Source organism: Azospirillum sp. P4_B5 (assembly GCF_056402275.1).
In genome coordinates, this window is sequence record NZ_JBFUHT010000028.1 from 34,683 (window position 1) to 57,650 (window position 22,968).

At 69.8% G+C, this 22,968-nt stretch carries 26 protein-coding genes; 12 read left to right on the top strand and 14 right to left on the bottom strand.

What is annotated here, in order from left to right; translation table 11 throughout:
• Window positions 1-3 precede the first annotated feature (3 nt).
• Window positions 4-480: a hypothetical protein gene (locus AC1DVI_RS20735; RefSeq protein WP_476959581.1), complete on the top strand. Its 477-nt coding sequence runs from the start codon at window positions 4-6 to the stop codon at window positions 478-480.
• A 7-nt stretch (window positions 481-487) separates the two neighbouring features.
• Here AC1DVI_RS20735 and AC1DVI_RS20740 read toward each other — a convergent pair whose 3' ends face one another.
• On the bottom strand, window positions 488-1,825 hold the full coding sequence (locus AC1DVI_RS20740; protein WP_476959582.1) for a replication-associated recombination protein A: 1,338 nt from the start codon (window positions 1,823-1,825) through the stop codon (window positions 488-490).
• 28 nt (window positions 1,826-1,853) lie between these two features.
• Window positions 1,854-2,258, bottom strand: coding sequence for a hypothetical protein (locus AC1DVI_RS20745; protein ID WP_137114301.1), 405 nt, complete (start codon window positions 2,256-2,258; stop codon window positions 1,854-1,856).
• A 124-nt stretch (window positions 2,259-2,382) separates the two neighbouring features.
• On the opposite strand from AC1DVI_RS20745, the gene AC1DVI_RS20750 reads away from it, so the two are divergent.
• Window positions 2,383-2,646 carry a hypothetical protein gene (locus AC1DVI_RS20750; RefSeq protein WP_476959583.1) on the top strand — a complete coding sequence of 88 codons (264 nt, stop codon included), beginning with the start codon at window positions 2,383-2,385 and terminating at the stop codon, window positions 2,644-2,646.
• 57 nt (window positions 2,647-2,703) lie between these two features.
• Here the strand turns inward: AC1DVI_RS20750 and AC1DVI_RS20755 are convergent, their stop codons facing one another.
• The 5 genes from AC1DVI_RS20755 to rpsM form a co-directional block, all read right to left on the bottom strand.
• On the bottom strand, window positions 2,704-3,282 hold the full coding sequence (locus AC1DVI_RS20755; protein ID WP_476959584.1) for a YqaA family protein: 579 nt from the start codon (window positions 3,280-3,282) through the stop codon (window positions 2,704-2,706).
• Between the two features lie 161 nt (window positions 3,283-3,443).
• Window positions 3,444-3,866 carry a 50S ribosomal protein L17 gene (gene rplQ, locus AC1DVI_RS20760; RefSeq protein ID WP_094304321.1) on the bottom strand — a complete coding sequence of 141 codons (423 nt, stop codon included), beginning with the start codon at window positions 3,864-3,866 and terminating at the stop codon, window positions 3,444-3,446.
• Window positions 3,867-4,039: 173 nt separating this feature from the next.
• The gene (locus AC1DVI_RS20765) at window positions 4,040-5,059 is read right to left on the bottom strand and encodes a DNA-directed RNA polymerase subunit alpha (RefSeq protein ID WP_094304322.1); all 1,020 of its coding nucleotides are present in this window, start codon (window positions 5,057-5,059) and stop codon (window positions 4,040-4,042) included.
• 131 nt (window positions 5,060-5,190) lie between these two features.
• Complete coding sequence (gene rpsK, locus AC1DVI_RS20770) at window positions 5,191-5,589, bottom strand: 30S ribosomal protein S11 (RefSeq protein ID WP_012974490.1); 399 nt, start codon at window positions 5,587-5,589, stop codon at window positions 5,191-5,193.
• A 15-nt stretch (window positions 5,590-5,604) separates the two neighbouring features.
• Entirely contained in the window at window positions 5,605-5,973 is a 369-nt protein-coding gene (gene rpsM, locus AC1DVI_RS20775) for a 30S ribosomal protein S13 (protein WP_014240054.1), read from the bottom strand.
• A 334-nt stretch (window positions 5,974-6,307) separates the two neighbouring features.
• Here rpsM and pyk point away from each other — a divergent pair, with 334 nt between their 5' ends.
• On the top strand, window positions 6,308-7,750 hold the full coding sequence (gene pyk / locus AC1DVI_RS20780; RefSeq protein WP_476959585.1) for a pyruvate kinase: 1,443 nt from the start codon (window positions 6,308-6,310) through the stop codon (window positions 7,748-7,750).
• Between the two features lie 15 nt (window positions 7,751-7,765).
• On the opposite strand, the gene AC1DVI_RS20785 is transcribed toward pyk, so the two are convergent.
• Window positions 7,766-10,108, bottom strand: a complete 2,343-nt coding sequence (locus tag AC1DVI_RS20785; RefSeq protein WP_476959586.1) for a PAS domain S-box protein — start codon at window positions 10,106-10,108, stop codon at window positions 7,766-7,768.
• Window positions 10,109-10,275: 167 nt separating this feature from the next.
• Here AC1DVI_RS20785 and AC1DVI_RS20790 point away from each other — a divergent pair, with 167 nt between their 5' ends.
• The 6 genes from AC1DVI_RS20790 to AC1DVI_RS20815 all read left to right on the top strand — a co-directional run bounded on the left by AC1DVI_RS20790 (window position 10,276) and on the right by AC1DVI_RS20815 (window position 15,471).
• Window positions 10,276-10,701: a YqaA family protein gene (locus AC1DVI_RS20790; protein ID WP_476959587.1), complete on the top strand. Its 426-nt coding sequence runs from the start codon at window positions 10,276-10,278 to the stop codon at window positions 10,699-10,701.
• 18 nt (window positions 10,702-10,719) lie between these two features.
• Window positions 10,720-11,220, top strand: coding sequence for a YbaN family protein (locus AC1DVI_RS20795; RefSeq protein ID WP_476959588.1), 501 nt, complete (start codon window positions 10,720-10,722; stop codon window positions 11,218-11,220).
• 183 nt (window positions 11,221-11,403) lie between these two features.
• Entirely contained in the window at window positions 11,404-12,867 is a 1,464-nt protein-coding gene (gene ccoG / locus AC1DVI_RS20800; RefSeq protein WP_476959589.1) for a cytochrome c oxidase accessory protein CcoG, read from the top strand.
• Between the two features lie 32 nt (window positions 12,868-12,899).
• Window positions 12,900-13,439 (top strand): molybdopterin adenylyltransferase, encoded by a 540-nt coding sequence (gene mog, locus AC1DVI_RS20805; RefSeq protein WP_476959590.1) that lies wholly within the window; start codon window positions 12,900-12,902, stop codon window positions 13,437-13,439.
• A gap of 129 nt (window positions 13,440-13,568) precedes the next feature.
• A complete protein-coding gene (locus tag AC1DVI_RS20810) occupies window positions 13,569-14,135 on the top strand; it encodes a hypothetical protein (protein ID WP_476959591.1) in 567 nt (188 codons plus the stop codon).
• A gap of 127 nt (window positions 14,136-14,262) precedes the next feature.
• On the top strand, window positions 14,263-15,471 hold the full coding sequence (locus AC1DVI_RS20815; RefSeq protein WP_476959592.1) for an NnrS family protein: 1,209 nt from the start codon (window positions 14,263-14,265) through the stop codon (window positions 15,469-15,471).
• On the opposite strand, the gene AC1DVI_RS20820 is transcribed toward AC1DVI_RS20815, so the two are convergent.
• Window positions 15,423-16,181 (bottom strand): HAD family hydrolase, encoded by a 759-nt coding sequence (locus tag AC1DVI_RS20820; protein ID WP_476959593.1) that lies wholly within the window; start codon window positions 16,179-16,181, stop codon window positions 15,423-15,425. The genes AC1DVI_RS20815 and AC1DVI_RS20820 overlap by 49 nt on opposite strands.
• Window positions 16,182-16,348: 167 nt before the next feature.
• Between AC1DVI_RS20820 and AC1DVI_RS20825 the strand changes: the two genes are divergently transcribed.
• On the top strand, window positions 16,349-16,489 hold the full coding sequence (locus AC1DVI_RS20825) for a hypothetical protein (protein ID WP_476959594.1): 141 nt from the start codon (window positions 16,349-16,351) through the stop codon (window positions 16,487-16,489).
• A gap of 166 nt (window positions 16,490-16,655) precedes the next feature.
• Window positions 16,656-17,513 carry a class I SAM-dependent methyltransferase gene (locus AC1DVI_RS20830; protein WP_476959595.1) on the top strand — a complete coding sequence of 286 codons (858 nt, stop codon included), beginning with the start codon at window positions 16,656-16,658 and terminating at the stop codon, window positions 17,511-17,513.
• Here AC1DVI_RS20830 and AC1DVI_RS20835 read toward each other — a convergent pair.
• The 5 genes from AC1DVI_RS20835 to AC1DVI_RS20855 form a co-directional block, all read right to left on the bottom strand.
• A complete protein-coding gene (locus tag AC1DVI_RS20835; protein WP_476959596.1) occupies window positions 17,488-18,480 on the bottom strand; it encodes a threonine/serine dehydratase in 993 nt (330 codons plus the stop codon). The genes AC1DVI_RS20830 and AC1DVI_RS20835 overlap by 26 nt on opposite strands.
• Before the next feature lie 3 nt (window positions 18,481-18,483).
• A complete protein-coding gene (locus AC1DVI_RS20840; protein ID WP_476959597.1) occupies window positions 18,484-19,239 on the bottom strand; it encodes an SDR family oxidoreductase in 756 nt (251 codons plus the stop codon).
• Window positions 19,240-19,245: 6 nt separating this feature from the next.
• Entirely contained in the window at window positions 19,246-20,112 is an 867-nt protein-coding gene (locus AC1DVI_RS20845) for an NAD(P)-dependent oxidoreductase (RefSeq protein WP_476959598.1), read from the bottom strand.
• A 103-nt stretch (window positions 20,113-20,215) separates the two neighbouring features.
• Window positions 20,216-21,334 (bottom strand): NnrS family protein, encoded by a 1,119-nt coding sequence (locus AC1DVI_RS20850; RefSeq protein WP_476959599.1) that lies wholly within the window; start codon window positions 21,332-21,334, stop codon window positions 20,216-20,218.
• Window positions 21,331-21,696, bottom strand: coding sequence for a winged helix-turn-helix transcriptional regulator (locus AC1DVI_RS20855; RefSeq protein WP_476959600.1), 366 nt, complete (start codon window positions 21,694-21,696; stop codon window positions 21,331-21,333). The genes AC1DVI_RS20850 and AC1DVI_RS20855 overlap by 4 nt, the downstream gene beginning before the upstream one ends.
• A gap of 132 nt (window positions 21,697-21,828) precedes the next feature.
• On the opposite strand from AC1DVI_RS20855, the gene AC1DVI_RS20860 reads away from it, so the two are divergent.
• Window positions 21,829-22,842 carry a zinc-binding alcohol dehydrogenase family protein gene (locus AC1DVI_RS20860; RefSeq protein ID WP_476959601.1) on the top strand — a complete coding sequence of 338 codons (1,014 nt, stop codon included), beginning with the start codon at window positions 21,829-21,831 and terminating at the stop codon, window positions 22,840-22,842.
• Window positions 22,843-22,968: the final 126 nt, after the last annotated feature.

Genomic DNA, 22,968 nt, shown 5'->3' on the forward strand with positions numbered 1-22,968 from the left:
CGCATGCCCACCCGCAAGATCGCCGGCCTGCTCGCCGCCGGCCTGACCCTGGCCGCCGCCCCGGCGCGGAGCGCCCCGTGCCTGGACATCGCGAGCGTCCAGCGGTCCGCCGACCCCGACCGCAACACGGCGGAGGGCGGGCGCCTCGCGCGGCACATTCCGGGCGCGGTGCCGCCTTCCGAGACCGTGCAGAGCGTCGGCACGCCGATGTTCGCCGATCACCGGTCCTGGGACGCCGCATGGCGCGCCCTGACCGGCTATCCGGGCGAACTCCTGTGCGGCGAGGAGCTTGGCGGCACCCAGTTCGGCAAGACGCTGAACGTGCGGGTGCCGGCGCTGTGGTGCGGGGAAATGGACGTCGGCGGGCGCTGCATCCGGGCCACGCCCTTCACCAGCGCGACCGTGACCTACGTGTTCGAACGGGCCGGCCCACCGGAGGCTCCGGTGTGGATTCTCGGGGTTGCCTACCCGAAGCCATGAGGCGCGCCTACTCCTCGCCCTCCGCGGCCTTGCGGTCGCGCAGGCGCGCCCAGTAGTCCTGACGCTTCTTGATCTCGCGCTCGAAGCCGCGCTCCACCGGCTGGTAGAAGGCGCGCCGCGCCATGCCCTCCGGAAAGTAGTTCTGGCCGGAGAAGCCGTCCGCCGTGTCGTGGTCGTACTCGTAACCCTTGCCGTAACCGATCTGCTTCATCAGCTTCGTCGGAGCGTTCAGGATGTGCTTGGGCGGCATCAGGCTGCCGGTTTCCTTGGCGGCGCGCACCGCGCTCTTGTAGGCGGTGTAGCCGGCGTTCGACTTGGGCGCCGTCCCCAGATAGATGACCAGCTGGGCGATGGCCAGTTCGCCCTCCGGGCTGCCCAACCGCTCGTAGGCCTCCCAGGCGGCGGTGGCCTGGGCGAGCGCGTTGGGGTCAGCCATGCCGATGTCCTCCACCGCGAAGCGCGTCAGCCGGCGGGCGATGTAGCGCGGGTCCTCGCCACCCTCCAGCATGCGGGCGTACCAGTAGAGCGCCGCGTCGGTGTCCGACCCGCGCAGCGACTTGTGCAGCGCGCTGATGAGGTTGTAGTGCCCCTCCTGCGCCTTGTCGTAGAGCGGGGCGCGGCGCTGGATGGCGGTGGCGAGCGCGTTGTTGTCGAGAAGCCCGCCGTCCTCCGGCACCGGCAGGGCGAACAACTCCTCGCAGAGATTCAGGCAGAAACGACCGTCGCCGTCGGCCATCGCCTTCAGCGCCGCCCGCGCGTCCGGAGTCAGCGGCAGCGGGCGGCCCATCTCCGCCTCGGCCCGCGACAGCAGCTTCTCCAGCGCCGCATCGTCCAACCGGTTCAGCACGAAGACCTGGGCGCGGGACAGAAGCGCCGCGTTCAACTCGAAGGACGGATTCTCGGTGGTGGCGCCGACCAGCGTGACGGTGCCGTCCTCCACATAGGGCAGGAAGCCGTCCTGCTGGGAGCGGTTGAAGCGGTGGATCTCGTCGATGAACAGCAGCGTGCCCTGCCCGGCCGCGCGCCGCGCCCGCGCGGCGTCGAAGACCTTGCGCAGGTCGGCCACGCCGGAGAAGACCGCCGACAGAGGCTCGAAATGCAGGTCGGTGGACAGGGCGAGCAGCCGCGCGATGGTCGTCTTGCCGCAGCCGGGCGGCCCCCACAGGATCATGGAGGCCAGCCGGCGCGCGGCGACCATGCGGCCCAGCGGACCGTCGGGCTTCAACAGATGCTCCTGACCGACCACCTCGCCCAGGCTGCGCGGGCGCAGCCGGTCGGCCAGCGGGCGGGGGGCGCCCGCCTCGAACAAGCCGCCGGTGGCTCCGGAGTCGCCGCGTTTGCTCATCGCCGATCCACCGATCGCACCGGACCGGTCACTGGTTGGTGGGCGCGCCGCAGCGCTGGTAGCACATGCGCAGCGAATGCTGGCAATTGTCGGTCGGCGAGAAGATGCCGCCGCGGTCCGGACGGTCGAGCCCGCTCTGCGCGCGCGCGGCCACCGAGTCCATGCAGGAGTTGTTGCTGCGCTCGCACTGGGCGCGGCAGGAATCGTCGCTGCCGACACCGCCATCCAGGCGAAGCGACGGGTCTTCGACCCCACGAGCCGGGCGCGAGGCTGCCGGCGCCCCGGCGGGGGCCGTTGTCGGGGCCGTGGTGGAGGCCGCCGGAGCACCGCCCACGGCGGCGCCGGACGAACGCCCCGGCGCGTCCGCGCAGGCGGCGAGCGCAACCAGGGCGAGGGCCAGCACCGGCCCCAGAATGAGTTTCGGACGGAACATCTCGGCTTTGACTCCCATTGTTCTTGCGTGACCCCGGACGTTGGCGGATGGTCCCCCGCATGGACCATGCCGCGGGCTCGGCGCCCACTATGCCGGGAACGCAAGCGATAAGGGAATGCCTCAAATGAGTCCCAACAATCCCGGCCCGACGCCGCGCCGCCGGACATCGACCACCATCTTCGTGGCGCTGCTGATCGGCGGCCTGCTGTTGCTCATCGTGCGCATGCTCGCCATGCCCACCGTCAGCGCCGGCGAGGTCGTGCTGCCCCTGCTGGCCGGCATCGGCATGGCGCTGGCCATCGGCGTGATGGTCATGCGCGACCGCCGCGAGCGCAACGCCCTGCCCCCGTCGGAGCGCAACCGCCAGGACCGCGGGATGCCGGATTGATTTTGCCCGGACTGACTGCGGGTTTGCGAGTGACGCGCGGGGCAAGCCCCGCGCCGCTCACACGAATTTGAAACTGAGCAAGCCACCGATGATGATGACCAGCAGAACGGTCGTCACCAGCATCAGCCGCTTCTCGATGATGTCGCGCACCTGCGGCCCGTAGAAATGCAGCAGGATCGCGATCATGTAGAATCGCGAGAATCGTGCGACGATCGAGCACAGGATGAACACCGTCAGGTCGAGGTGCGCGAATCCCGCGGTGATCGTCAGCAATTTGTAGGGTATGGGCGTGATGCCCTTGAGAATCAGGAACCAGGGGCCGAATTCGGCGAACATGTCCTGGAAGCGCTGGAACGACTCCTGCGCGTTGTAGAGGTCGATGATCAGCCGTCCGACGCTCTCGAACAGATAGAACCCGACCGCGTAGCCGAACAGCCCGCCGATCAGCGAGGCCAGAGCACAGATGTTGGTGTAGCGCCAGAGCTTCTTGGGCTCCGCCAGACACATCGGCACCAGCATGACGTCGGGCGGAAGGGGGAAGAAGGAGCTTTCCGCGAAGGAGACGGCGGACATCCACCAGACGGCGTCCTTGCGGGCGGAGAGCTTGAGAATCCGGTTGTAGAGAGGTTTCAGCATACCGCGCGCGCGGCGCCCTCCCGAAGTGGCGGAACCCGGAAACCGGAAACCCTCCCTCCGGGGATGAACCCAAAGGGAGGGCCGGTCGGTCACCTATATCGTCGTCCGCCACCCGCTGGGCAACGGCGGCGATAAGATTTCACGAAAACTCAACCGGGGGCTCAGCCCTCGGCCTCGACCTCGTCCTTGATCTCCACCGGGCCCGAATCCTGGCCCTTGGCGGCGACGTCGCGGTCAACCAGCTCGATCACGCCCATGGCGGCGGCATCGCCGTAGCGGAAGCCGGCCTTCAGGACGCGGCTGTAGCCACCCTGGCGGTCCTTGTAACGGTCGGCCAGGACGGTGAACAGCTTGGTCACCATCGCGTCGTCGCGCAGCTGCGCGAAGGCGAGACGGCGGTTGGCGAGGCCACCCTTCTTGCCGAGCGTGATCAGACGCTCGACGATCGGGCGCAGATCCTTGGCCTTCGGCAAGGTGGTCTTGATCTGCTCGTGCTTGATCAGCGCGTTCGCCATGTTCGAGAACATGGCCTTGCGGTGGCTGGTGGTCTTGCTGAACTTACGTCCGGAAACGCCGTGACGCATGACGGTCCTCCTTCATGGCGTGGCCCCCCTCGGGGAGCCGGTGGTGAACCCGACCGCCCAGTCGTTGGAGCTGGTACGGCGCGGGGCGGGCCGGTTGGTGGCCCTGGGAACTCCCCCCACCCTTGCCCCCCGCTGGGCGGAGAGGGCAAGGGTGGGGGTAAAACCTGCGAGACTTAGTACGGCTCTTCCAGACGCTTGGCCAGCTCTTCGATGTTCTCGGGCGGCCAGTTCGGGATTTCCATACCGAGGTGCAGACCCATCTGGGCCAGCACTTCCTTGATCTCGTTCAGCGACTTGCGGCCGAAGTTCGGCGTGCGGAGCATCTCCGCCTCCGTCTTCTGCACCAGATCGCCGATGTAGACGATGTTGTCGTTCTTGAGGCAGTTGGCCGAACGGACCGACAGTTCCAGCTCGTCCACCTTGCGGAGCAGGTTCTTGTTGAACGGAACCTCCTCGTGCTTCTCCTCGGCGACCGCGTGGGTCGGCTCCTCGAAGTTGATGAACAGCTGCAGCTGGTCCTGGAGGATGCGGGCGGCGAGCGCCACCGCGTCGTCCGGCTTCACGGCGCCGTTGGTTTCGACGACCATCGACAGGCGGTCATAGTCGGTGACCTGCCCGACGCGGGCGTTGTCGACCTTGTAGGAGATCTTGCGGACCGGCGAGAACAGCGCGTCGACCGGGATCAGGCCGATCGGGGCGTCTTCCGGACGGTTCTGGCTGGCCGGGACGTAGCCCTTGCCGGTCTCGACCGTCAGTTCCATGTTCAGGCGGGCGCCGTTGTCCAGCGTGCAGATCACGAGGTCCGGGTCCATCACCTGGATGTCCGCGCCGGTCTCGATCATGCCGGCCTTCACCTCGCCGGGGCCTTCGGCGCGCAGGCGCATGCGCTTCGGGCCGTCACCGCCCATGCGCAGACCCATCGACTTGATGTTGAGGACGATGTCAGTCACGTCCTCGCGCACGCCGGGGATCGACGAGAACTCGTGCAGCACGCCGTCGATGTGGATCGCCGTGACGGCCGCACCCTGCAGCGAGGAGAGCAGCACGCGGCGCAGCGCGTTGCCGAGCGTCAGACCGAAGCCGCGCTCCAGCGGCTCGGCCACGACGGTCGCCACGCGGTCGGCGTCGTCACCGGGCTGGATGTCCAGCTTGTTCGGCTTGATCAGTTCCTGCCAGTTCTTCTGAAGAGCCACGGTATTACCTCATGCCATCGGGGTGGACACACGTCCGCGGAGACCGGCCGTTCCCATCCGATGGCGCCGCGATGGCTGCGGCGCCTGTCCCGGAACGGCGGGTCCCCGCGGGTGCGGAGTAGCGATGCTTCTTAGACGCGACGCTTCTTCGGCGGACGGACGCCGTTGTGCGGAATCGGCGTGACGTCGCGGATCGAGGTGATCTGGAAGCCGATCGACTGCAGAGCGCGCAGCGCCGACTCACGCCCCGAACCCGGACCCTTCACCTCGACCTCGAGGGTCTTCATGCCGTGCTCCTGGGCCTTGCGGCCCGCGTCCTCGGCGGCGACCTGGGCGGCGTAGGGGGTCGACTTGCGCGAACCCTTGAAGCCCATCGTGCCCGACGACGACCAGGCGATGGTGTTGCCCTGCGCGTCGGTGATGGTGATCATCGTGTTGTTGAAGGAGGCGTTCACATGAGCGACGCCGGCGGTGATGTTCTTGCGCTCGCGACGACGAAGACGCTGCGAAGCGGCTGAGGGCTTGGCCATGGTCCGTGCGTCCTCTTACTTCTTCTTGCCGGCGATCGGCTTGGCCGGACCCTTGCGGGTGCGGGCGTTCGTGTGGGTGCGCTGACCGCGGACCGGCAGGCCCTTGCGGTGACGCAGGCCACGGTAGCAGGCCATGTCCATCAGACGCTTGATGTTCATCGCGACCGAACGGCGCAGGTCGCCCTCGACGCGGTAGTCGGCGTCGATGGTCTCGCGGATCTTGAGGATCTCGTCGTCCGTGAGCTGGTTCACACGGCGCTCCGCCGGGATCTCCAGCTTCGTGCAGATTTCCTTGGCCTTGAAGGGGCCGATGCCATGAATGTAGGTCAACGCAATCTCCACGCGCTTCTGCGCGGGGATGTTGACGCCAGCGATACGCGCCACGCCTGCTCTCCTCGATATCTCAACGGCAGCCCTCATGGGCCGCCTACACACCGATTGATCCCCGATCCGGACGCCGAAGCCCGAAGGCCAGACGGCAAAACGCGGATACGGGACGCACAATGTCTCCCGCCGGGCCGGTTGGGCCGCGGGAGCGTGCGACTATAGAAAAAGCCGGAAATCTGTCAAGGCCGTTCTGCGGCGTTACCGTGCTTTTCCCGGTGCCCGACCATTGTGGGGAGGCGGACCGCGGTTGACAAGCCGGACGGCAGAACTTGAGATGAACGGCCCGCCCCGAACGGCACAATCCGAACGGCACATATCAGAAGGCAGACCCATGACCCGCAAAGGCATCCCCTTCCGGCGCTTCCGCCTGACCAAGATCGTCGCCACGCTGGGGCCGGCCACCGCTACGCCGGAGATGATCCGCGCGTTGTTCGAGGCGGGCGTGGACGTCTTCCGCCTGAACTTCAGCCACGGCACGCACGAGGACCATGGGCAGCGCCTCGCCACGCTGCGCGCGCTGGAGGCGGAGCTCGACCATCCCATCGCGGTGATGGCCGACCTCCAGGGACCGAAACTGCGGCTGGGCACCTTCGCCGACGGCCCGGTCAGCGTGGGGCCGGGGCACCGCATCCGCCTCGACCTCTCCACCGAGCCGGGCGACGCGACCCGCGTCGGCCTGCCCCACCCGGAAATCTTCGCCGCGCTGGAGCCGGAGGCGGAGCTGCTGGTGGACGACGGCAAGGTCCGCCTGCGCGTCGTCGCTTGCAGCCCGGACCACGCCGACTGCGTCGTGCTGTCCGGCAGCCGCCTGTCCGACCGCAAGGGCGTGAACGTGCCGGGTGTCGTCCTGCCGCTCTCGCCGCTGACCGCGAAGGATCACGAGGATCTGGCCTTCGCGCTCGACCAGGGGGTGGACTGGGTGGCGCTGTCCTTCGTGCAGCGTCCCGAGGACGTGGCGGAGGCGCGCAAGCTGGTCGCCGGGCGGGCCGCCCTGCTGTCGAAGATGGAGAAGCCGCAGGCCATCCAGCATCTGGAGCGCATCGTCGAGCTGTCGGACGGCGTCATGGTCGCCCGCGGCGACCTCGGCGTCGAGATGCCGGCGGAGGACGTGCCGAGCATCCAGAAGCGGATCATCCGCGAGGCGCGCAAGGCCGGCAAGCCGGTGATCGTCGCCACCCAGATGCTGGAATCGATGATCGGCTCCCCCGCCCCGACCCGCGCCGAGGCGTCGGACGTCGCCACCGCCGTCTATGACGGGGCGGACGCGGTGATGCTGTCGGCGGAGACCGCGGCGGGCACCTATCCCATCGAGGCGGTATCGATGATGGACCGCATCGCCCGCCGGGTCGAGCAGGACCCGCTCTACCGCACCATCACCGACGCCCAGCATCCCGACCCGCAGCGGACCTCCACCGACGCCGTCACCGCGGCGGCGCGGCAGGTGGCCCACACCATCCAGGCCGCGGCCATCGTCACCTACACCACCAGCGGCTCGACCACGCTCCGCGCCGCCCGCGAGCGGCCGGAAGTGCCGATCATGTGCCTGACCTCCAGCTTGGAAACGGCGCGGCGGCTCCAACTCGCCTACGGGGTGCACAGCGTGCATTCCGCCGACGTGACCGACTTCAACGAGATGGTCCAGAAGGCCGCCCGATGCGCCTACGAGGACGGGCTGGCGGTGGAGGGGCAGCGGCTGGTGATCACCGCCGGCGTTCCCTTCGGCACCCCCGGCAACACCAACATCCTGCGCATCGCCTGGGTGGACGCGCAGTGAGGCATCGAGCGGACCTCAGGCGGTGGCACGCTCCGCCGGCGCGACGCGGGGAAAGCGCAAGGTGAAGGCCGTGCCGCGGCCCGGCGCGCTATCGAGCGCGATGCGGCCCTTCAGCTTGCGGGTGGCGATGTTGTAGACGATGTTCAGCCCCAACCCGCTGCCGCCCGTTCCACGGCTGGTGGTGAAGAAGGGCTCGAACACCTTCCCGTGGAGTGCGGGCGGGATGCCGCGTCCGTCGTCGGCGTAGACCAGCTCGACCTCGTCGGCACCCACCGAGCGCACGGCGACGCGCAGCGTCCCGTGCTGCCCCGGCGCGTAGCCGTGAATGATCGAGTTCATGACAAGGTTGGTCAGCACCTGGCTGAGCGCGCCCGGATAGCCGTCGATCAGCAGATCCGCCGGGCAATCCACCTCCACGCCGTGGGCCGCCCGCTTGATGCGGACGCCCAGGCTGCGCAGCACCTCGTCGATGTAGTCGCGCAGATCGAAGACGCGGCGCTCCTCGCTCGCCTGATCGACGGCGATCTGCTTGAAACTCTGGATGAGCTGGGCGGCGCGGTCGATGTTCAGCAGCATCAGGTGCGCCGCCTCCCCCGCCATGTCGAGGAAATCGGCGAAGTCGGGCCGGCGCAGCGTTCCCGCCTCGAAGTCACGACGGATCAGGCGGGTGCGCTCCGCCACCAGCGAGGCGCCGGTCAGCGCGATCCCGATGGGTGTGTTGATCTCATGCGCCACCCCTGCCACCAGGGAGCCGAGCGCCGCCATCTTCTCGGACTGGATCAGATGAGCCTGCGCCTCCTTCAGGTCGCGGAGCGCGCGTTCGGCCTCCTCCCGCGCGGCGTGGGCGCGCTCCTCCGCATGGACGCGGTCCGACACGTCGGTGTGCGAACCGACGATGCGGAACAACTCGCCGTCCGGACCAAGAACACGGATGGCGCGGCTCAGCATGTGGACCACGGTGCCGCGCTTGTGGCGGAAGCGCAGGATGAACTGGCATTCGCCCATCGCGCCGTTGATCAGGTCGCGGGCCATCCGGGCCGACAACTCGCGATCCTCGGGCAGGATCAGCTCGGTCCAGCGGGCGGCGGTGTTGACCATCTCGTCCTCGCCGTAGCCGAGCATCCCCCACCAGTAGGGCGACAGCCACAACTCCCCCGTGCGCAGGTCCCATTGCCAGATCCCCTCCCGCGCAGCGCGGATGGCCAGTTCGAACAGCTCCCGGCTGGCGATGATCTCCCGCTCGGCGTTCCGCCGCTCGGTCACGTCGGTGTAGGTGACGACGAAGCCGCCGTCCGGCAGGGGCCGGGTCAGACATTCCACCACCTGCCCGTCGGAGCGGGTGCACTCCCAGGCCCGCTCCGCCGTCGCGGGCCGGGCCGGCAGCGGCTCCGCCAAGGCCAAGGGAGGGCCGATGTCCGGCAGGGAGGCGGGCAGACTGTCGGGGCGCGCGTTCCCCTGCCCGAAGGCCAGCCCCTCCCCGACCCGCCCGGCGATGGCGGCGTAGGGCGTGTGGTAGCGCAGGAATTCCGGCTCCAGCCCCAGAAGCTCCGCGGCACGCCCGTTCCAGGCAACCAGCCGAAGCCCCCGGTCGAAGGCCATCACCCCCTGGCCCAGCCCGTTCAGAACCGCCCTGGTCTGATCCCATAGGGCTTCGAGCGCCTGTTCGGTCCGTTTGCGGGCGGAGATGTCGCTGATGCAGGCGAGCATGGCGTCCTCGCCCCGGAAACGGAACCGCCGGGCTGAAACCATCGCCCAGAGATCGCTGCCGTCGGGCCGGCACAGACGGGTTTCGAAGCCGTCCACACCGCCCGCCCCGTCGCGCAGGGCGGTGAGCAGCCGTTCCCGTTCGATCGGATCGGTGTAGTAGGCCTTGGCGAAGCTGCACCCCACCACGTCGTCGAGCGGCACCCCGAACAGCGCGCCGGCCGGTTGGTTGACCGCCATCACCAGACCATCAGACAGCCGCGTCACCACCAAGGGAACGGCGATGGCCTGCATGATCGCCCGCTCCGCCTCGCCCGCCCGGTCGCCCAGCAGATCCTCCAGGCCGATGAAACCGGTCTCGTCCGGCGGTCCCGCCAGGGCGCCGCCGTCGGCGAGGGTCAGCACCAGCTCGCCGCCCTCGCCCTCCGCCGGGATCAGCGTCGAGCGCCCGCAACCGGAGGGAGCCACGAGCACCACCGGTTGTCCGGAGCGCAGCCGGTCCACCGCTGCGGCCGCGTCCTCACACGCCGGAACCGCCGCCAGGAGAGCATCCAGGCCGTCCCCCGGACAACCGCCCAGCGACGCCTGGAACGCGGCGTTGGCCCAGATCAGGCGCCCGTCGGCATCGAAGCGGGCAAGGCCGGCAGCGGCCATCCGCGAACACTCCCATTCATTCCGGCACCGAGTCCATCCGTACCGAATTCCTACAAAATGAATCTACACCAGATTATCGCAGCCGCACCATGGCGCCTCCCGCATTCCTGCATGCGCACCCATGTTCTAGCCTCCGCCCCCCCCGGCCCGGAAGGACCGACCGCCGCATGCCCGAGTTTGCCGCCTACGGCGGACTGTTCCTCACCGCGTTCCTCGCCGCGACCATCTTCCCGGCCCAATCGGAAATCCTTCTGGTCGGCATGCACGCCACCGGCAATTACGACCATCTGGCGCTGCTATTGTTCGCCACGGTGGGAAACGTGCTGGGGTCGGTGGTCAACTGGGCGCTCGGGCGCTACCTGATGCACTTCCAGGACCGCCGCTGGTTCCCGGTTCCGGCCGCCATGGTGGCGCAGGCCACCCGCTGGTACCAGCGCTTCGGGGTCTGGTCCCTGCTGCTGGCCTGGATGCCCTTCATCGGCGATCCGCTGACGCTGGTGGCCGGCATCCTGCGGGTGGACATCCGGGTGTTCCTGCTGCTGGTCACGGCGGGAAAGGCCGCCCGCTACGCGGTGCTGGTCCTGGCCGTGTGAGCGTCCTACATTCACCTCATGGATGACCAGACCGCCCTTGCGGAGGACGCAGCCGCCCATGCTTCCTGGGCCTCCCCCCTGCGGCGCCGGCTGTGGCTGGCGCTGGGCTACGCCGCGGTCGGGCTCGGCATCGCCGGAACGGTGCTGCCACTCCTGCCGACCACCCCGTTCCTGCTGCTGGCCGCCGGGGCCTTCGCCAAGAGCAGCCCGGCCCTGCGCGACCGGCTGTACCGCGACCCGCGCTTCGGCCCGCTGCTGCGCGGCTGGCAGTCCGAAGGGGCGATCCCCCGCAAGGCGAAAGCGGCGGCGCTGGTCGGCATGAGCGCGAGCTGGGCGATCGTGGCGCTGACCGCCGGCCGGCCGCTGGTTCCCATCCTGGCGGGGACCTGCATGGCGGCGGTGGCCGTCTACATCGTCACCCGTCCCTCCCCGTCCCGGCCGGGACCGCAGGATGCGGCGCCCGACGGTGCGGAGGCGGAGGATGGCGGAAACGTTTCCGCATTGCGAAACGAAGCTTGAGCCAATCGGCTGATGGACGTATTACAGCCGGGAATCCGGCCGGTCACCGGCGCCGCTGAAAAATCCTTATAATCCATAGGGATTTTTCAAATCCGTTCTCGTCTTGATCCCGATCAAGAGGCGCTCGGGTCCTGTCCGCTATTGTCCGGTCTTGCGTCCCTATCCGGAGCCAAGGCAGACGATATGCCAGACGGAAGCGCTGTCACGCCGGCGAAAATCCAGTTTTTCGAGAGCCAGAAGAAGATCCACCCGAAGGCCGTCTCCGGACGCTACCGGCGCTGGAAGACCATCCTGACCTGGGTGCTTCTGGCGGCCTTCTTCATCGCCCCCTGGATTCGCTGGGAACGCGGCCCCGACGCGCCGGCCCAGGCGGTGCTGTTCGACCTGACGACGCCGCGCTTCTTCATCTTCTGGATCGAGATCTGGCCGCAGGAGATCTACTACCTGACCGGCGTGCTGATCGTGGCCGCGCTGGGCCTGTTCCTGGCGACCGCGCTGGCCGGGCGCGTCTGGTGCGGCTTCACCTGCCCGCAGACGGTGTGGACCGACCTGTTCGTCTGGATCGAGCGCGCCTTCGAAGGCGACCGGGCGGAGCGCATCCGCCTGGACAAGGCCCCCTGGACCGCCAGGAAGGTCCTGCGCAAGACCGGGAAGCACGCCGGCTGGCTGGCGCTGTCCGTCATCACCGGCTTCGGCTTCGTCGCCTTCTTCACCGACGCGCCGCGCCTGGCCGTCGATCTGCTGACCTTCGACGCGACCTACGAGGCGGCGGGCTTCTTCGCGCTGTTCGCTGGCATGACCTACGTCATGGCCGGCTGGACGCGCGAGCAGATGTGCTACTACATGTGCCCGTGGCCGCGCATCCAGACCGCGATGCTGGACGAGCACAGCCTCGTCGTCACCTACGACACGCTGCGCGGCGACACCCGCGGCCCGAAGCGCAAGTCGCAGAGCTGGGACGAGCGCCGGACCAAGGGCTTCGGCGACTGCATCGATTGCGGCCAGTGCGTGCAGGTCTGCCCGGTCGGCGTCGACATCCGCACCGGCGAGCAGGCGGACTGCATCAATTGCGGCCTGTGCGCCGACGCCTGCGACAACATCATGGTGTCGCAGGAGCTGCCGAAGGGGCTGATCCGCTTCGACAGCCTGGCCGCCCAGGAGACGCGCGCCCTGGGCAAGACCTACCAGTGGCGACTGATCCGCCCGCGCACCATCGTCTACGGCCTGCTGATGCTGGTGATCACCGGCGCCATGGCCTGGAGCTACGCGCTGCGCCCGCGGCTGGACATCGCCGTGCAGCGCGACCGCGCCCCGCTGTTCGTCACGCTGCAGGACGGCACCATCCGCAACGCCTACACCTTCAAGGTCTCCAACAAGACCCGCCAGGACCGCTCCTACACGCTAGCCGCCGCCGGCATCGCCGGCGCCGAGGTGAAGGTGGTGGGCGAACGCGACGAGGACAGCGGCAGCGCGGTCAGCCACATCTCCGCCTCCCCGGACAGCGTGGCGACCTACCGCGTCTACGTCACGGTGCCGCGCGAGTCCGTGCCGGACGCCTCCACCCCGGTCACCTTCCAGCTGACCGACACCAACAACGGCGACCGGGACAGCTACAAGAGCGTGTTCCTCGCGCCGGGCAGCAAGTAAGCCTGCCGGACATTCCATAAGGACCGCCGCCCATGACCTCCGCAAAGCCCGCCCGCATCGGCATCGTCACCGTGTCCGACCGGGCCAGCCGGGGCATCTACGAGGACAAGGGCGGCCCGGCCATCCGGGCGGAGCTGGAGCGCATCGTCGCCTCCCCCTGGGAGCCGGTGGCCCGCGTCATTCCCGACGACCGCGAGGGCATCGCCGCCACCCTGATCGAGCTGGCCGACCAGGAGCGTTGCGACCTGATCGTCACCACCGGCGGCACCGGCCCTGCCCCGCGGGACGTGACGCCGGAGGCGACGGAGCAGGTCTGCGAAAAGATGATGCCTGGCTTCGGCGAGCTGATGCGGACGGTCAGCCTGACCGTGGTGCCGACCGCCATCCTGTCTCGCCAGACCGCGGGAATCCGCGGCGGCAGCCTGATCGTGAACCTTCCGGGCAAGCCTTCGGCCATTCACGACTGCCTGATGGCGGTCTTTCCGGCAATTCCGTATTGCCTCGATCTGATCGGCGCGGCGCGCATCGACACTGACCCATTGGTCTGCAAGGCATTCCGCCCGAAGTCCTGAGCTTTTGCCTATACCCTTTTTGCGCGTGCGGAGAGGAATACCATACGCATGGCCATGTTGCCTTGCGGGAACCCGTGCTCACCTTTTTCGTTCGAGGGGAGCGGGGTCCCCGATCAAGGTGAGCCAGCCATGCTGTTTGATTTCGAGCCTTCGGGCATCAACGACACCTATTTGCGCCTGACCCGGCGCGGTGTTTCCTGCATCGTCGCTCCGGCCGGGGCGTGGAACGGGTTGCTTCGGGTCAACTACATCGTCGCCGGGTCGCCCGGCGGCGCCGATCCGCACATGATCTACCGCTGCCTGGACATCGGATGGGACGACGGCCGCTTCTGCTGGAAGGGCCGCGCCGCCCCGGTGATGACCACCTCCGCCATGGTGGACATCCTGCTGGAGCGCGGACTCGTTACCAAAGGCGAGGCCGAGCGGCTGCTGTTCGGCATCAACAGCCCGGCGTCGGGCGGATCGTCGGACGAGACGCTGATCGCCCGCGCCATGCTTCTGGGCTGCACCTTCTCGCCGATCTACGAGGACACGCCGCTGAGCAGCGGCCCGCCGCGCGTGGGCGGCTTCGCCCTGCGCACCCTGGCCGATCCCGGCGCCTTCGTTTTGACGGCCCGCGACGGGCTACCCGTTCTGGACGCGCCCGCCCGTGACGCGCTGAAACGCCTGATGGCCGAGAACGGCATCACGATCTGACGGCGGTTTTTCTGCAGAGCGACGGATTCTGTTTGCAGCGGTTCTGTTTGACCGCGGTCAAAGAAGGGTGACCGCCCCCGGCGCAGTGTGACGGCATGACCGATGCCTCCAACGCGCGGGGAACGCCATGACCAGTTCCGTTGCCGACCAGCCGGACCGCCCTCCGGTCCCCCTGATCTTCGCCTATGGGTTCCGGCCCTTCTTCCTGTTGTCCGGCCTTGCCGCCCCCGTCCTGCTCGCCGCCTGGATCGCCGTTCTGGCAACCGGGTCCTGGCCGGACGGCGCCGTCCCGGCGGCGGCCTGGCACGCGCACGAGATGCTGTTCGCCTTCGTGGTCGCCGCGGTGGCCGGCTTCCTGCTGACCGCGGTGCCGAGCTGGACGGGCACCAAGGCGCTGTCCGGCCTGCCGCTCGCCGGCCTGACGGCGCTGTGGCTGGCTGGGCGGGTGGCGCTGCTGCCCTTCATCGGCGTGCCGCTGCCGGTTGCGGCCATCCTCGATCTCGCCTTCCTGCCGGCGCTCGGCATCGCGCTGGCCGGGCCTCTGGTGGCGGCGGGCAAGATCCGCAACACCGCCTTCCTTGCCCTGCTGGGCCTGCTGACCGCCGCCAACCTGCTGTTCCATCTGGACTGGCTGGGCGTGCTGTCCGGCGGCACCGCGCTGGGTGAGACGCTGGCCATCGGCGTGGTGCTGATGATGATCGCGGTGATCGGCGGGCGCATCGTCCCGGCCTTCACCCGCAACGCCCTGCGGCTGCGCGGGCTGGACGGCACCGTCGTCTCCCGCCCCTGGGTGGAGAAGGTGACTCTCGTCTCGACGCTGCTGATGATCCCGGCCGATCTCGCCCTGCCGGGCACCGCCATTGCCGGGTTGCTGGCGCTCGTCGCGGCGCTCGCCCACGCCCTGCGGCTGGCCGGTTGGCAACCGGCGAAGACGCTCGACCAGCCGATCCTGTGGGTGCTGCATCTCGGCTACGCCTGGGTGCCGGCGGCGCTGGCGCTGAAGGCTGCGCATCTGCTGGGGGCGGGCGTGGAAAGCTCCGCCTGGGTCCATGCGCTGACCGCGGGGGCCTTCGCCACGATGATCCTGGCGGTGATGACGCGGGCCACGCTCGGCCACACCGGGCGGATGCTGGTGGTGACCCGCCCGACCGTGGCCGGCTACATCCTGCTGACCGCCGCGGCGTTGCTGCGGGTGCTGGCGCCCGAGTTGCCGGGCGGCCTCTACTGGACCGCCCTGGAGGGCGCCGGTGCTGCCTGGATCGCAGCCTTCGCCTGCTACCTGTACGTCTACGCGCCCATTCTGCTCGCCCCGCGGGCCGACGGCCGCCCCGGCTGAGGTCCGCCGGGCTGAATAAGGCCCATCGCGCGTGGGCTGCGTTTCCCAATGAGGCTGGTGGCGAAGCGGCGCTGGAGGTCTTCCGGATCACGGAAGATTTCCGCGCAGCCGGCCCGGCGCAGATCCTGCTCCGCGAAGCCGCCGCACAGAACCCCCACAACGGTCAGCCCGGCCCGCCCCGCGGCCTTGGCGTCCCAGGGGCTGTCACCGACCACCACCGCCTCCTCCGCCGGCAGGCCCAGCCTTTCCAACGCCGCCTCGAAGATGTCCGGATGCGGCTTCGACCGCTCGGCGTCGTCGGACGAGGTCTCCACGTCCACCAAGTCCTCGATCTCCGCCGCGCGCTTGTACCGCTCCAGCTCGTCCCCCTTGGCGGAGGAGGCGAGCGCGATGCGCAGACCCTCGGCGTGGAGATGCTGGAACAGGCCGCGCACCCGGCGGAAGCCGCGGACCTTCGGCATGTATTTGCGGGCGAACAGCTCGTGCCGGAAATGGTCCAGCTCGTCCTCGATGCGGTCAAGATCCTTTTCCGGCACGAAGACCGGCATCAGTTGGTCGCCGCCCTTGCCGATCTGGGAGCGCACCGCGTCGAACTCCGCGTGGTAGCCGAAATGCCGGATCGCCTCCACCCAGGCGTGGGCGTGCAGATCCACCGAGTCGACCAATGTGCCGTCCACGTCGAAAATGACGGCCTTCAGAACGCCGCTCATCGCCGCCTCCTCACCATGGGTTGCCCGTGTCTTTGGGGGTATTCCTTCTCGAACAGGTGGCGCGGTCCGGCGTTCCTTGGCGCGGTGTGCGGTGCGATAGAATTTGTCACATGGACCCGTCATAGCTGTGATCCGTTCACCCCCTACACAGATTGGGAAGAACGGACATGCCCAAGACGTTGAAGAGCTACGCCTCGCTGATCGGTCGCGCCCGCCACGCCGTCCGACGCTTCAACCGCCGTCGCACCCGCCGTGTGCCGATGGAGCATCTCGACCTCGGCCTGTTCCAGAGCGACATCCGGCTGTAGCACCCTCTTAAGGATAGGGGCCTGCCAACCGGAGGCGCTCCCTTCACGCTCCGCGATCGCGCGCCGCCATAGGACTCCCCCTCCGTCCTAGGCGGGCAAGCTGAATGTTTCCGCCGGAACCGGCGCGCTATCGTCGCCCCGCCCATCCAGCGGAGCGCCAGTCCCCATGACCGCAAATTTCGAGTCCGCCAGTTTCGAAGACCAGTATTTCTCCGGCGCCGCCCTTTATGGCGATGACTTCGACGCGGCGCGGATCGCCGGCTGGTACGGAGTCGAGGCTCGGGACCCGGCGGAGGAATTCGCGCGGACCGCGCCCGAGAGGCCCGGCTACCGCTACGAATACCACGCGCTGAACCACCGCCACGCCTTCCGCTTCCTGGCCGGACGGCGCTTCCGGCAGGCGCTGGCCTTCGGCTGCGCCGCGGGGGACGACGTGGCGCCGATCGCCGGGCAGGTGGACCGCTTCCTGGCCGTGGAGCCCATCGAGCGCTTCTGGCGGACCGACATCGCCGGCACCCCCGCGGAGTACCGCCGGCCCACGCTGGGCGGGCGGATCGACTGCGCGGACGGGGCCAACGACCTGACCGTCTGCCTGCACACGCTGCACCACATCCCGAACGCCGGCGCCCTGCTCGCCGAGTTCGCCCGCGTCACCGCCCCCGGCGGTCTGTTCATCCTGCGCGAGCCGATCAGCACCATGGGCGACTGGCGGCGCCCCCGCCGCGGCCTGACCGCGAACGAGCGCGGCTTCCCCGTGCAATGGCTGGAGGAGCGCTTCGCCCGGCTGGGCTTCACGGTGCGGCAGCGCCGCTTCTGTTCCTTCCCGCTGACCGAGCGGCTGGGGCCGCTGATGGGCGTCCCCCTGCCCTACGGCAACGCGCTGCTGGTAAGGCTGGACGAGGCCGCCTGCGCGCTGACACGGTGGAACATCGCGTACCACCGCGACTCGGTCCGCAAGAAGTTCGCCCCCGGCGCCGTCTATTACGTGCTGGAGCGCGCTAGGACGACGCCAGCGCGTCCGTAAAGGTCGCGGCGTCGACGTTGCCGCCGCTCAGCACCACCGCGACGGTGCGGCCCTCCGCCGGCAGCTTGCCCGTCAGCACGGCCGCCAGCCCGACCGCCCCGCCCGGCTCGACCACCAGCTTCAGCACGGTGAAGGCGTAGGCCATGGCGGCCTTCACCTCGGCGTCGGTGACGGCCAGGCTGCCGGACAGCAAGGTCTTCATCACCGGGAAGGTCAGGGCGCCCGGGGTCGGGGTCAGCAGCGCGTCGCAGATGGAGCGCTGCCCGGCGGCGTTCTCCACCCGCTCACCGGCGGCCAGCGAGCGCGCCACGTCGTCGAAGCCCGCCGGCTCCGCCGCCCACAGGCGGGCATCGGGGAAGCTGTGGCGGACCGCCGTGGCGACCCCGGACATCAGCCCGCCGCCGCTGCACGGCGCGATCACGTCGTCGGGAACCGCGCCCATGGCCTGCGCCTGCGCGGCGATTTCCAGCCCGACCGTGCCCTGCCCGGCCATGATGTGCGGATCGTCGTAGGGCGGCACGGTCGTCGCACCCCGCTCCGCCGCGATGGCCGTGGCGATGGCTTCGCGGCTCTCGGTCCAGCGGTCGTAGAGCACCACCTCGGCGCCGTAGCCGCGGGTGTTGGCGATCTTCAGGGCCGGCGCGTCGCTGGGCATGACGATGACCGCCGGCATGCCGAGCATTGCCGCCGCCGCCGCGACGCCCTGGGCGTGGTTGCCCGACGACCAAGCGACCACCCCGCCCCGGCGCTCCTCCGGCGTCAGTTGGGAGAGCCGGTTGAAGGCGCCGCGGAACTTGAAGGAGCCGCTGCGCTGAAGAACCTCCGGCTTCAGCAGCACGCGCCCGCCAACCCGCTCGTTCAGCAGGGCGTTCTCCAGCAGCGGCGTGCGCACGGCGAAGCCGTCCAGCCGCGCCGCGGCCTCCACGATGTCCTGGTGGCCGATGGCGAAGGAATTTGACGCGGGCATGGCTCAGCGGCCTCCGGAGACGTTGAGAAGGGCGCCGGTCACGTAGGACGCGGCGTCGGACAGCAGCCACAGCACCGTCTCGGCCACCTCGTCCGCCGTCCCGGCGCGCCCGGCAGGCGGGATCAAGGCGGGGTTGTCGAGCCGGTTGCCGATGCCGGGAATGATCTGGATGTCGGTGTCGATCAGGCCGGGCCGCACGCAGTTCACGCGGATGCCCTCCTTCGCCACCTCGCGGGCGAGGCCGACGGTCAGGCTGTCCACCGCGCCCTTGCTGGCCGCGTAGCCCACATACTCGTTGGGCGAGCCCAGAACGGCGGCGATGGAACCGACGTTGACGATGCCGCCACCCTGTCCGCCATGGCGGGTGGACATGCGGCGCACCGCCTCCCGCGCGCAGAGCACGGCGCCGGTCACGTTGATGTCCAGCATGCGGCGCAGGTCATCCGGCGCGGCCTCGTCGAGCCGTCCGTAGGGGCCGATGATGCCGGCGTTGTTGACCAGCCCGGTGGTGGGGCCGAAGCGGTCCTCCGCCGCGTCGAACAGGGCACGGATGTCCTCCTCATGCACCACGTCGCCCTGCACCGCCTGGGCCTGCCCGCCGGCCTCGCGGATCGCCGCCACGGTGGCTTCCGCCGCAGCGGCGTTGCCGATGTAGGAGAAGGTCACGGCGTAGCCGCGCTGCGTCGCCATCCGGGCGACCGCCGCCCCGATGCCTCGGCCGCCCCCAGTGATCACCAGCGATTTGAGCGTGATCGACATGATGCTTCAGCCCTCCTGCGGGTTGCCGGCCAACCGGTCGAAAATCCGGACGAGCGCGCCGTCGCCCTCGCGCCCCAGCCCGACCGCGGCGGCCATGGTGAAGAGTTGCAGGGCGGAGGCGGCCAGCGGGGTCGGTACGGTCAGCCGCCGCGCCGCGTCCATCACGGTGCCCAGATCGGTCCCGACGATGCCCAGCGGCCGTTGCGACGGGATGTGGAAGGGACCGGCGGCGAGGATCTCGGCCAGCCGCTGCGGATCGACCCCGGCGCGGACGCCGAAGGCCGTGGCCTCCGCCACCGCAGCGGCGTGGATGCCGGTCAGCATCTGCTCCACGGCCTTCACGGCGGAGCCCTGCCCGTGTTCGGTGCCGACGCGGTGCAGCGTGCCCGATGCGGCGGCGATCAGGTCGGCCGCCCGCGCGAAGGCGTCCTCGGGGCCGGAGGCCATGACCACCATGCGCCCTTCCGCCGCCCGCACCGGGCCGCCGCCGACCGGCGCGTCCAGCATCAGCAGGTCCCGTTCGGCGAGCCGGCGCCCGACGGCAACGGCCATGTCCGGCGGGACGCTGGTGGACAGGACGACCACGCCGCCCTTCGGCAGGGTGCCGGCCACGCCCTCGGCGCCGAACAGCACCTCCTCCGCCTGCTCCGCCGTGGCGACCAGGACGATGACGCGGTCCACCCGCCGCCCGACGTCGGCGGGCGATCCCGCGGCCTCCCCGCCATGGGTGACGAGGCTCATGCATTTGGCGGCGTCGAGGTCGCAGCCGACGACCCGGAAGCCGGCGCGGAGCAGCGACAGCGCCACCCCCATGCCCATGGAGCCGAGCCCGACGACGCCCGCGCTGCGGGCCGGTTCCAATGCGTCGCTCATGATCCCCCCTGCGGACGCGCTTGCGTCTCTCCGTGGCCCGTTGCGACTGGCCGTTGCCTCGGAGTGTCGGAGGAGCGGCGGAGAGCGTCAAGTGGCGGATGGCTCAGGCCCGTATCCGCTTCGGCACGCGGAGCAGCACCCACAGCACCAGCAGATGCGCTCCCATCCAGGCCAACGCCGCCGCGGGCATCAGCAGGTCCGGCGCCGTGCTGGCCGCGGCGACGCGCAGCGCGGCGGACAGCCCGACCAGTGCGATGGCGGCGGTGGCGGGCCGGGAGAAGTCCGGCGGCATCGCCTCGCGCTGCAGGGTCGCGCGCACCATCATGGAGGCGGCCAGCGTGCCCAGCGCGCCAGCCCCGATGACGTGCCAGCCCGCCCCGCCGGTCAGCGGAGCCAGCCGCTCCACCCCCAGGAACAGCCAGCCGAGCCCGAGCCAGCCGTACCCGAGATGGAGGCTCCACAGGTCCGGACGCTTCAGCACGGCGCCGGTCCGCCAACGCGCCAGACGCGCCCAGGCGGTCACCCCGGCCAGCGCGGCGCCCGCCGCCCCGATCCAGGGCAGCGGACCGGTCGTCACTCCGGTGGCCACGGTCAGGGCGGCCAGCACCGCCCCGGCGACGCCCGCCCATTCCAGGCGCGGCTGCACCCGCTCCACCAGTGTCCCGCCCTGTTTGCGGACTTCTCCCGCCGTGGCCGACGGGATGATTCGCCCGCCCATCACCAGCATCAGGATGCCGACGAGATGCAGCGCGAACAGGGCGCCCGTCCGCCCACCGTCGCCGCCCCACCAGACCAGAGTCTCGGCCAGCGCGAAGGCGCCGATCACCGGGCCGAACAGGATGTTGTGGCCACTCTTGGCGGCGCGCAGGAAGGGCACGCCGGCCACCACGAACAGCGCCACCGGATAGGCCAGCGCCAACGGACCCGCGACCTCCGGCGGAAGCCCGGCCAGCACCGCCAGCCGCCCGGCCAGCCACGCGGCGAAGGCGATGGTCAGCGCCAGCCTGGACGGCCGCGTCAGCAGGAAGCCGCCGACCACCGCCAGCGCGTAGCCCATCAGCATCTCGTGCGCGTGCAGTGCCGGGGTCCAGCCGATGCCGAGCCAACCGAAATAGCCAGCCACCCACAGCGGCACGCTGAGCGCCCCGTAGAGGGCGGCGGCGGGGAAGAACAGGCGGTGCCCCCACGGACGCTGAGGGGGCGGCGGGACGAAGGCGCTCATGCGGCGACGACAGCAGAAGCGGCGGTGGCGGGGCGCAGATGCTCCTCGCCCCAGGCCTTCAGCGCCAGGATGATGGGCTCCAGGCTCCGCCCGCGCGGCGACAGGCTGTATTCGACGCGCGGCGGCACCTCCGCATAAACGGTGCGGACCAGCAGCCCGTCCGCCTCCAGTTCGCGGAGCTGGGTGGTCAGCATGCGCTGGGTGACGTTCGGCACGCGGCGGCGGATCTCGTTGAAGCGCAGCGTGCCGTCCAGCAGGTGGTAAAGGATCAGCCCCTTCCACTTCCCGCCGATGAGGGCGAGAACGCCCTCCACCGGGCAGCCCGGCGAGCAGTCCAGGTTGGCGTGGGGAACGCGGGCCATGACGGTATCCTTTTCGACACTATGTGCGCTTCATGTGCATTCTTGCGCCCCGGTGCTGCAAGGCGCAAGTCTGTCGGCAGAGATCAACACGCCGCAACAAGCACGCAACAACAAGCACAAGGACTTGAGGCCATGCGCGCCGTCGCCTTCACCCAATCCCTGCCCATCGACGCTCCCGACGCCCTGATCGACGTGGAGCGCCCCCGCCCCGAGCCCCAGGGCCGCGACCTGCTGGTCGAGATCAAGGCCGTGTCGGTCAACCCCGTGGACACCAAGGTCCGCCGCAACATGCCGCCCGCGCCGGGCGCTATGAAGGTGCTGGGCTGGGACGCCGCCGGCACCGTGGTCGCCGCCGGACCGCAGGCCACCCTGTTCAAGCCGGGCGACGCCGTCTTCTACGCCGGGGCCATCGACCGCGACGGCACCAACTCCGAGTTCCATCTGGTGGACGAGCGCATTGTCGGGCCGAAGCCGGCCAGCCTCGATTTCGCCCAGGCCGCCGCGCTGCCGCTGACCAGCATCACCGCGTGGGAGGCGATGTTCGACCGGCTGGACGTCCGGCGCCCGGTGCCGGGGGGGGCCAACGCCATCCTGATCGTCGGCGGGGCCGGCGGCGTCGGCTCCATTGCCATCCAGCTCGCCCGGCAACTGACCGACCTGACGGTCATCGCCACCGCCTCACGCGAGGAGACGCAGGCCTGGTGCCGTGACCTGGGCGCCCATCACGTCGTCGACCACCGCAAGCCGCTGGCCGCCCAGGTGGAGGCTCTGGGCATCGGCGCCCCGGCCTTCGTCTTCTCGACCAACGACACCGGCGCCCATCTGCCGGAGATCGCCGCCCTGATCGCTCCGCAGGGCCGCGTTGCTTTGATCGACGATCCGGCTGGGCTGGACGTCATGGTGCTGAAGCGCAAGAGCGTGTCGCTGCACTGGGAGTTCATGTTCACCCGCCCGCTGTTCGGCACCGCCGACATCGCCGCCCAGCACGCTCTGCTCAGCGAGCTGTCGCGCCTCGTGGACGCGGGCACGATCCGCACGACGCTGGCCGAGACGTTCGGCACCATCAACGCCGCCAACCTGACGCGCGCCCACGCCCTGCTCGAAAGCGGGCGGGCCAAGGGCAAGATCGTGCTGGCCGGCTTCTGATCCGCGCCTTGCCTTTTTGGGCGGGGCCTTTTTGGGCGGGGGACGGTCAGTCTCCCGCCCCATTTTTCCGGCGACCCGGGATTGAAGCCCGGCTGCAAACCGGCCTGACGGCGAAGACGGGCGGCG

What these genes read in the sequence shown, in the direction of transcription:
- AC1DVI_RS20735 (WP_476959581.1), top strand. Translation starts at nt 4, where the DNA reads ATGCCCACCCGCAAGATCGCCGGCCTGCTCGCCGCCGGCCTGACCCTG.
- AC1DVI_RS20740 (WP_476959582.1), bottom strand. Translation starts at nt 1,825, where the DNA reads ATGAGCAAACGCGGCGACTCCGGAGCCACCGGCGGCTTGTTCGAGGCG.
- AC1DVI_RS20745 (WP_137114301.1), bottom strand. Translation starts at nt 2,258, where the DNA reads ATGTTCCGTCCGAAACTCATTCTGGGGCCGGTGCTGGCCCTCGCCCTG.
- AC1DVI_RS20750 (WP_476959583.1), top strand. Translation starts at nt 2,383, where the DNA reads ATGAGTCCCAACAATCCCGGCCCGACGCCGCGCCGCCGGACATCGACC.
- AC1DVI_RS20755 (WP_476959584.1), bottom strand. Translation starts at nt 3,282, where the DNA reads ATGCTGAAACCTCTCTACAACCGGATTCTCAAGCTCTCCGCCCGCAAG.
- rplQ (WP_094304321.1), bottom strand. Translation starts at nt 3,866, where the DNA reads ATGCGTCACGGCGTTTCCGGACGTAAGTTCAGCAAGACCACCAGCCAC.
- rpsK (WP_012974490.1), bottom strand. Translation starts at nt 5,589, where the DNA reads ATGGCCAAGCCCTCAGCCGCTTCGCAGCGTCTTCGTCGTCGCGAGCGC.
- pyk (WP_476959585.1), top strand. Translation starts at nt 6,308, where the DNA reads ATGACCCGCAAAGGCATCCCCTTCCGGCGCTTCCGCCTGACCAAGATC.
- AC1DVI_RS20785 (WP_476959586.1), bottom strand. Translation starts at nt 10,108, where the DNA reads ATGGCCGCTGCCGGCCTTGCCCGCTTCGATGCCGACGGGCGCCTGATC.
- AC1DVI_RS20790 (WP_476959587.1), top strand. Translation starts at nt 10,276, where the DNA reads ATGCCCGAGTTTGCCGCCTACGGCGGACTGTTCCTCACCGCGTTCCTC.
- AC1DVI_RS20795 (WP_476959588.1), top strand. Translation starts at nt 10,720, where the DNA reads ATGGATGACCAGACCGCCCTTGCGGAGGACGCAGCCGCCCATGCTTCC.
- ccoG (WP_476959589.1), top strand. Translation starts at nt 11,404, where the DNA reads ATGCCAGACGGAAGCGCTGTCACGCCGGCGAAAATCCAGTTTTTCGAG.
- mog (WP_476959590.1), top strand. Translation starts at nt 12,900, where the DNA reads ATGACCTCCGCAAAGCCCGCCCGCATCGGCATCGTCACCGTGTCCGAC.
- AC1DVI_RS20810 (WP_476959591.1), top strand. Translation starts at nt 13,569, where the DNA reads ATGCTGTTTGATTTCGAGCCTTCGGGCATCAACGACACCTATTTGCGC.
- AC1DVI_RS20815 (WP_476959592.1), top strand. Translation starts at nt 14,263, where the DNA reads ATGACCAGTTCCGTTGCCGACCAGCCGGACCGCCCTCCGGTCCCCCTG.
- AC1DVI_RS20820 (WP_476959593.1), bottom strand. Translation starts at nt 16,181, where the DNA reads ATGAGCGGCGTTCTGAAGGCCGTCATTTTCGACGTGGACGGCACATTG.
- AC1DVI_RS20825 (WP_476959594.1), top strand. Translation starts at nt 16,349, where the DNA reads ATGCCCAAGACGTTGAAGAGCTACGCCTCGCTGATCGGTCGCGCCCGC.
- AC1DVI_RS20830 (WP_476959595.1), top strand. Translation starts at nt 16,656, where the DNA reads ATGACCGCAAATTTCGAGTCCGCCAGTTTCGAAGACCAGTATTTCTCC.
- AC1DVI_RS20835 (WP_476959596.1), bottom strand. Translation starts at nt 18,480, where the DNA reads ATGCCCGCGTCAAATTCCTTCGCCATCGGCCACCAGGACATCGTGGAG.
- AC1DVI_RS20840 (WP_476959597.1), bottom strand. Translation starts at nt 19,239, where the DNA reads ATGTCGATCACGCTCAAATCGCTGGTGATCACTGGGGGCGGCCGAGGC.
- AC1DVI_RS20845 (WP_476959598.1), bottom strand. Translation starts at nt 20,112, where the DNA reads ATGAGCGACGCATTGGAACCGGCCCGCAGCGCGGGCGTCGTCGGGCTC.
- AC1DVI_RS20850 (WP_476959599.1), bottom strand. Translation starts at nt 21,334, where the DNA reads ATGAGCGCCTTCGTCCCGCCGCCCCCTCAGCGTCCGTGGGGGCACCGC.
- AC1DVI_RS20855 (WP_476959600.1), bottom strand. Translation starts at nt 21,696, where the DNA reads ATGGCCCGCGTTCCCCACGCCAACCTGGACTGCTCGCCGGGCTGCCCG.
- AC1DVI_RS20860 (WP_476959601.1), top strand. Translation starts at nt 21,829, where the DNA reads ATGCGCGCCGTCGCCTTCACCCAATCCCTGCCCATCGACGCTCCCGAC.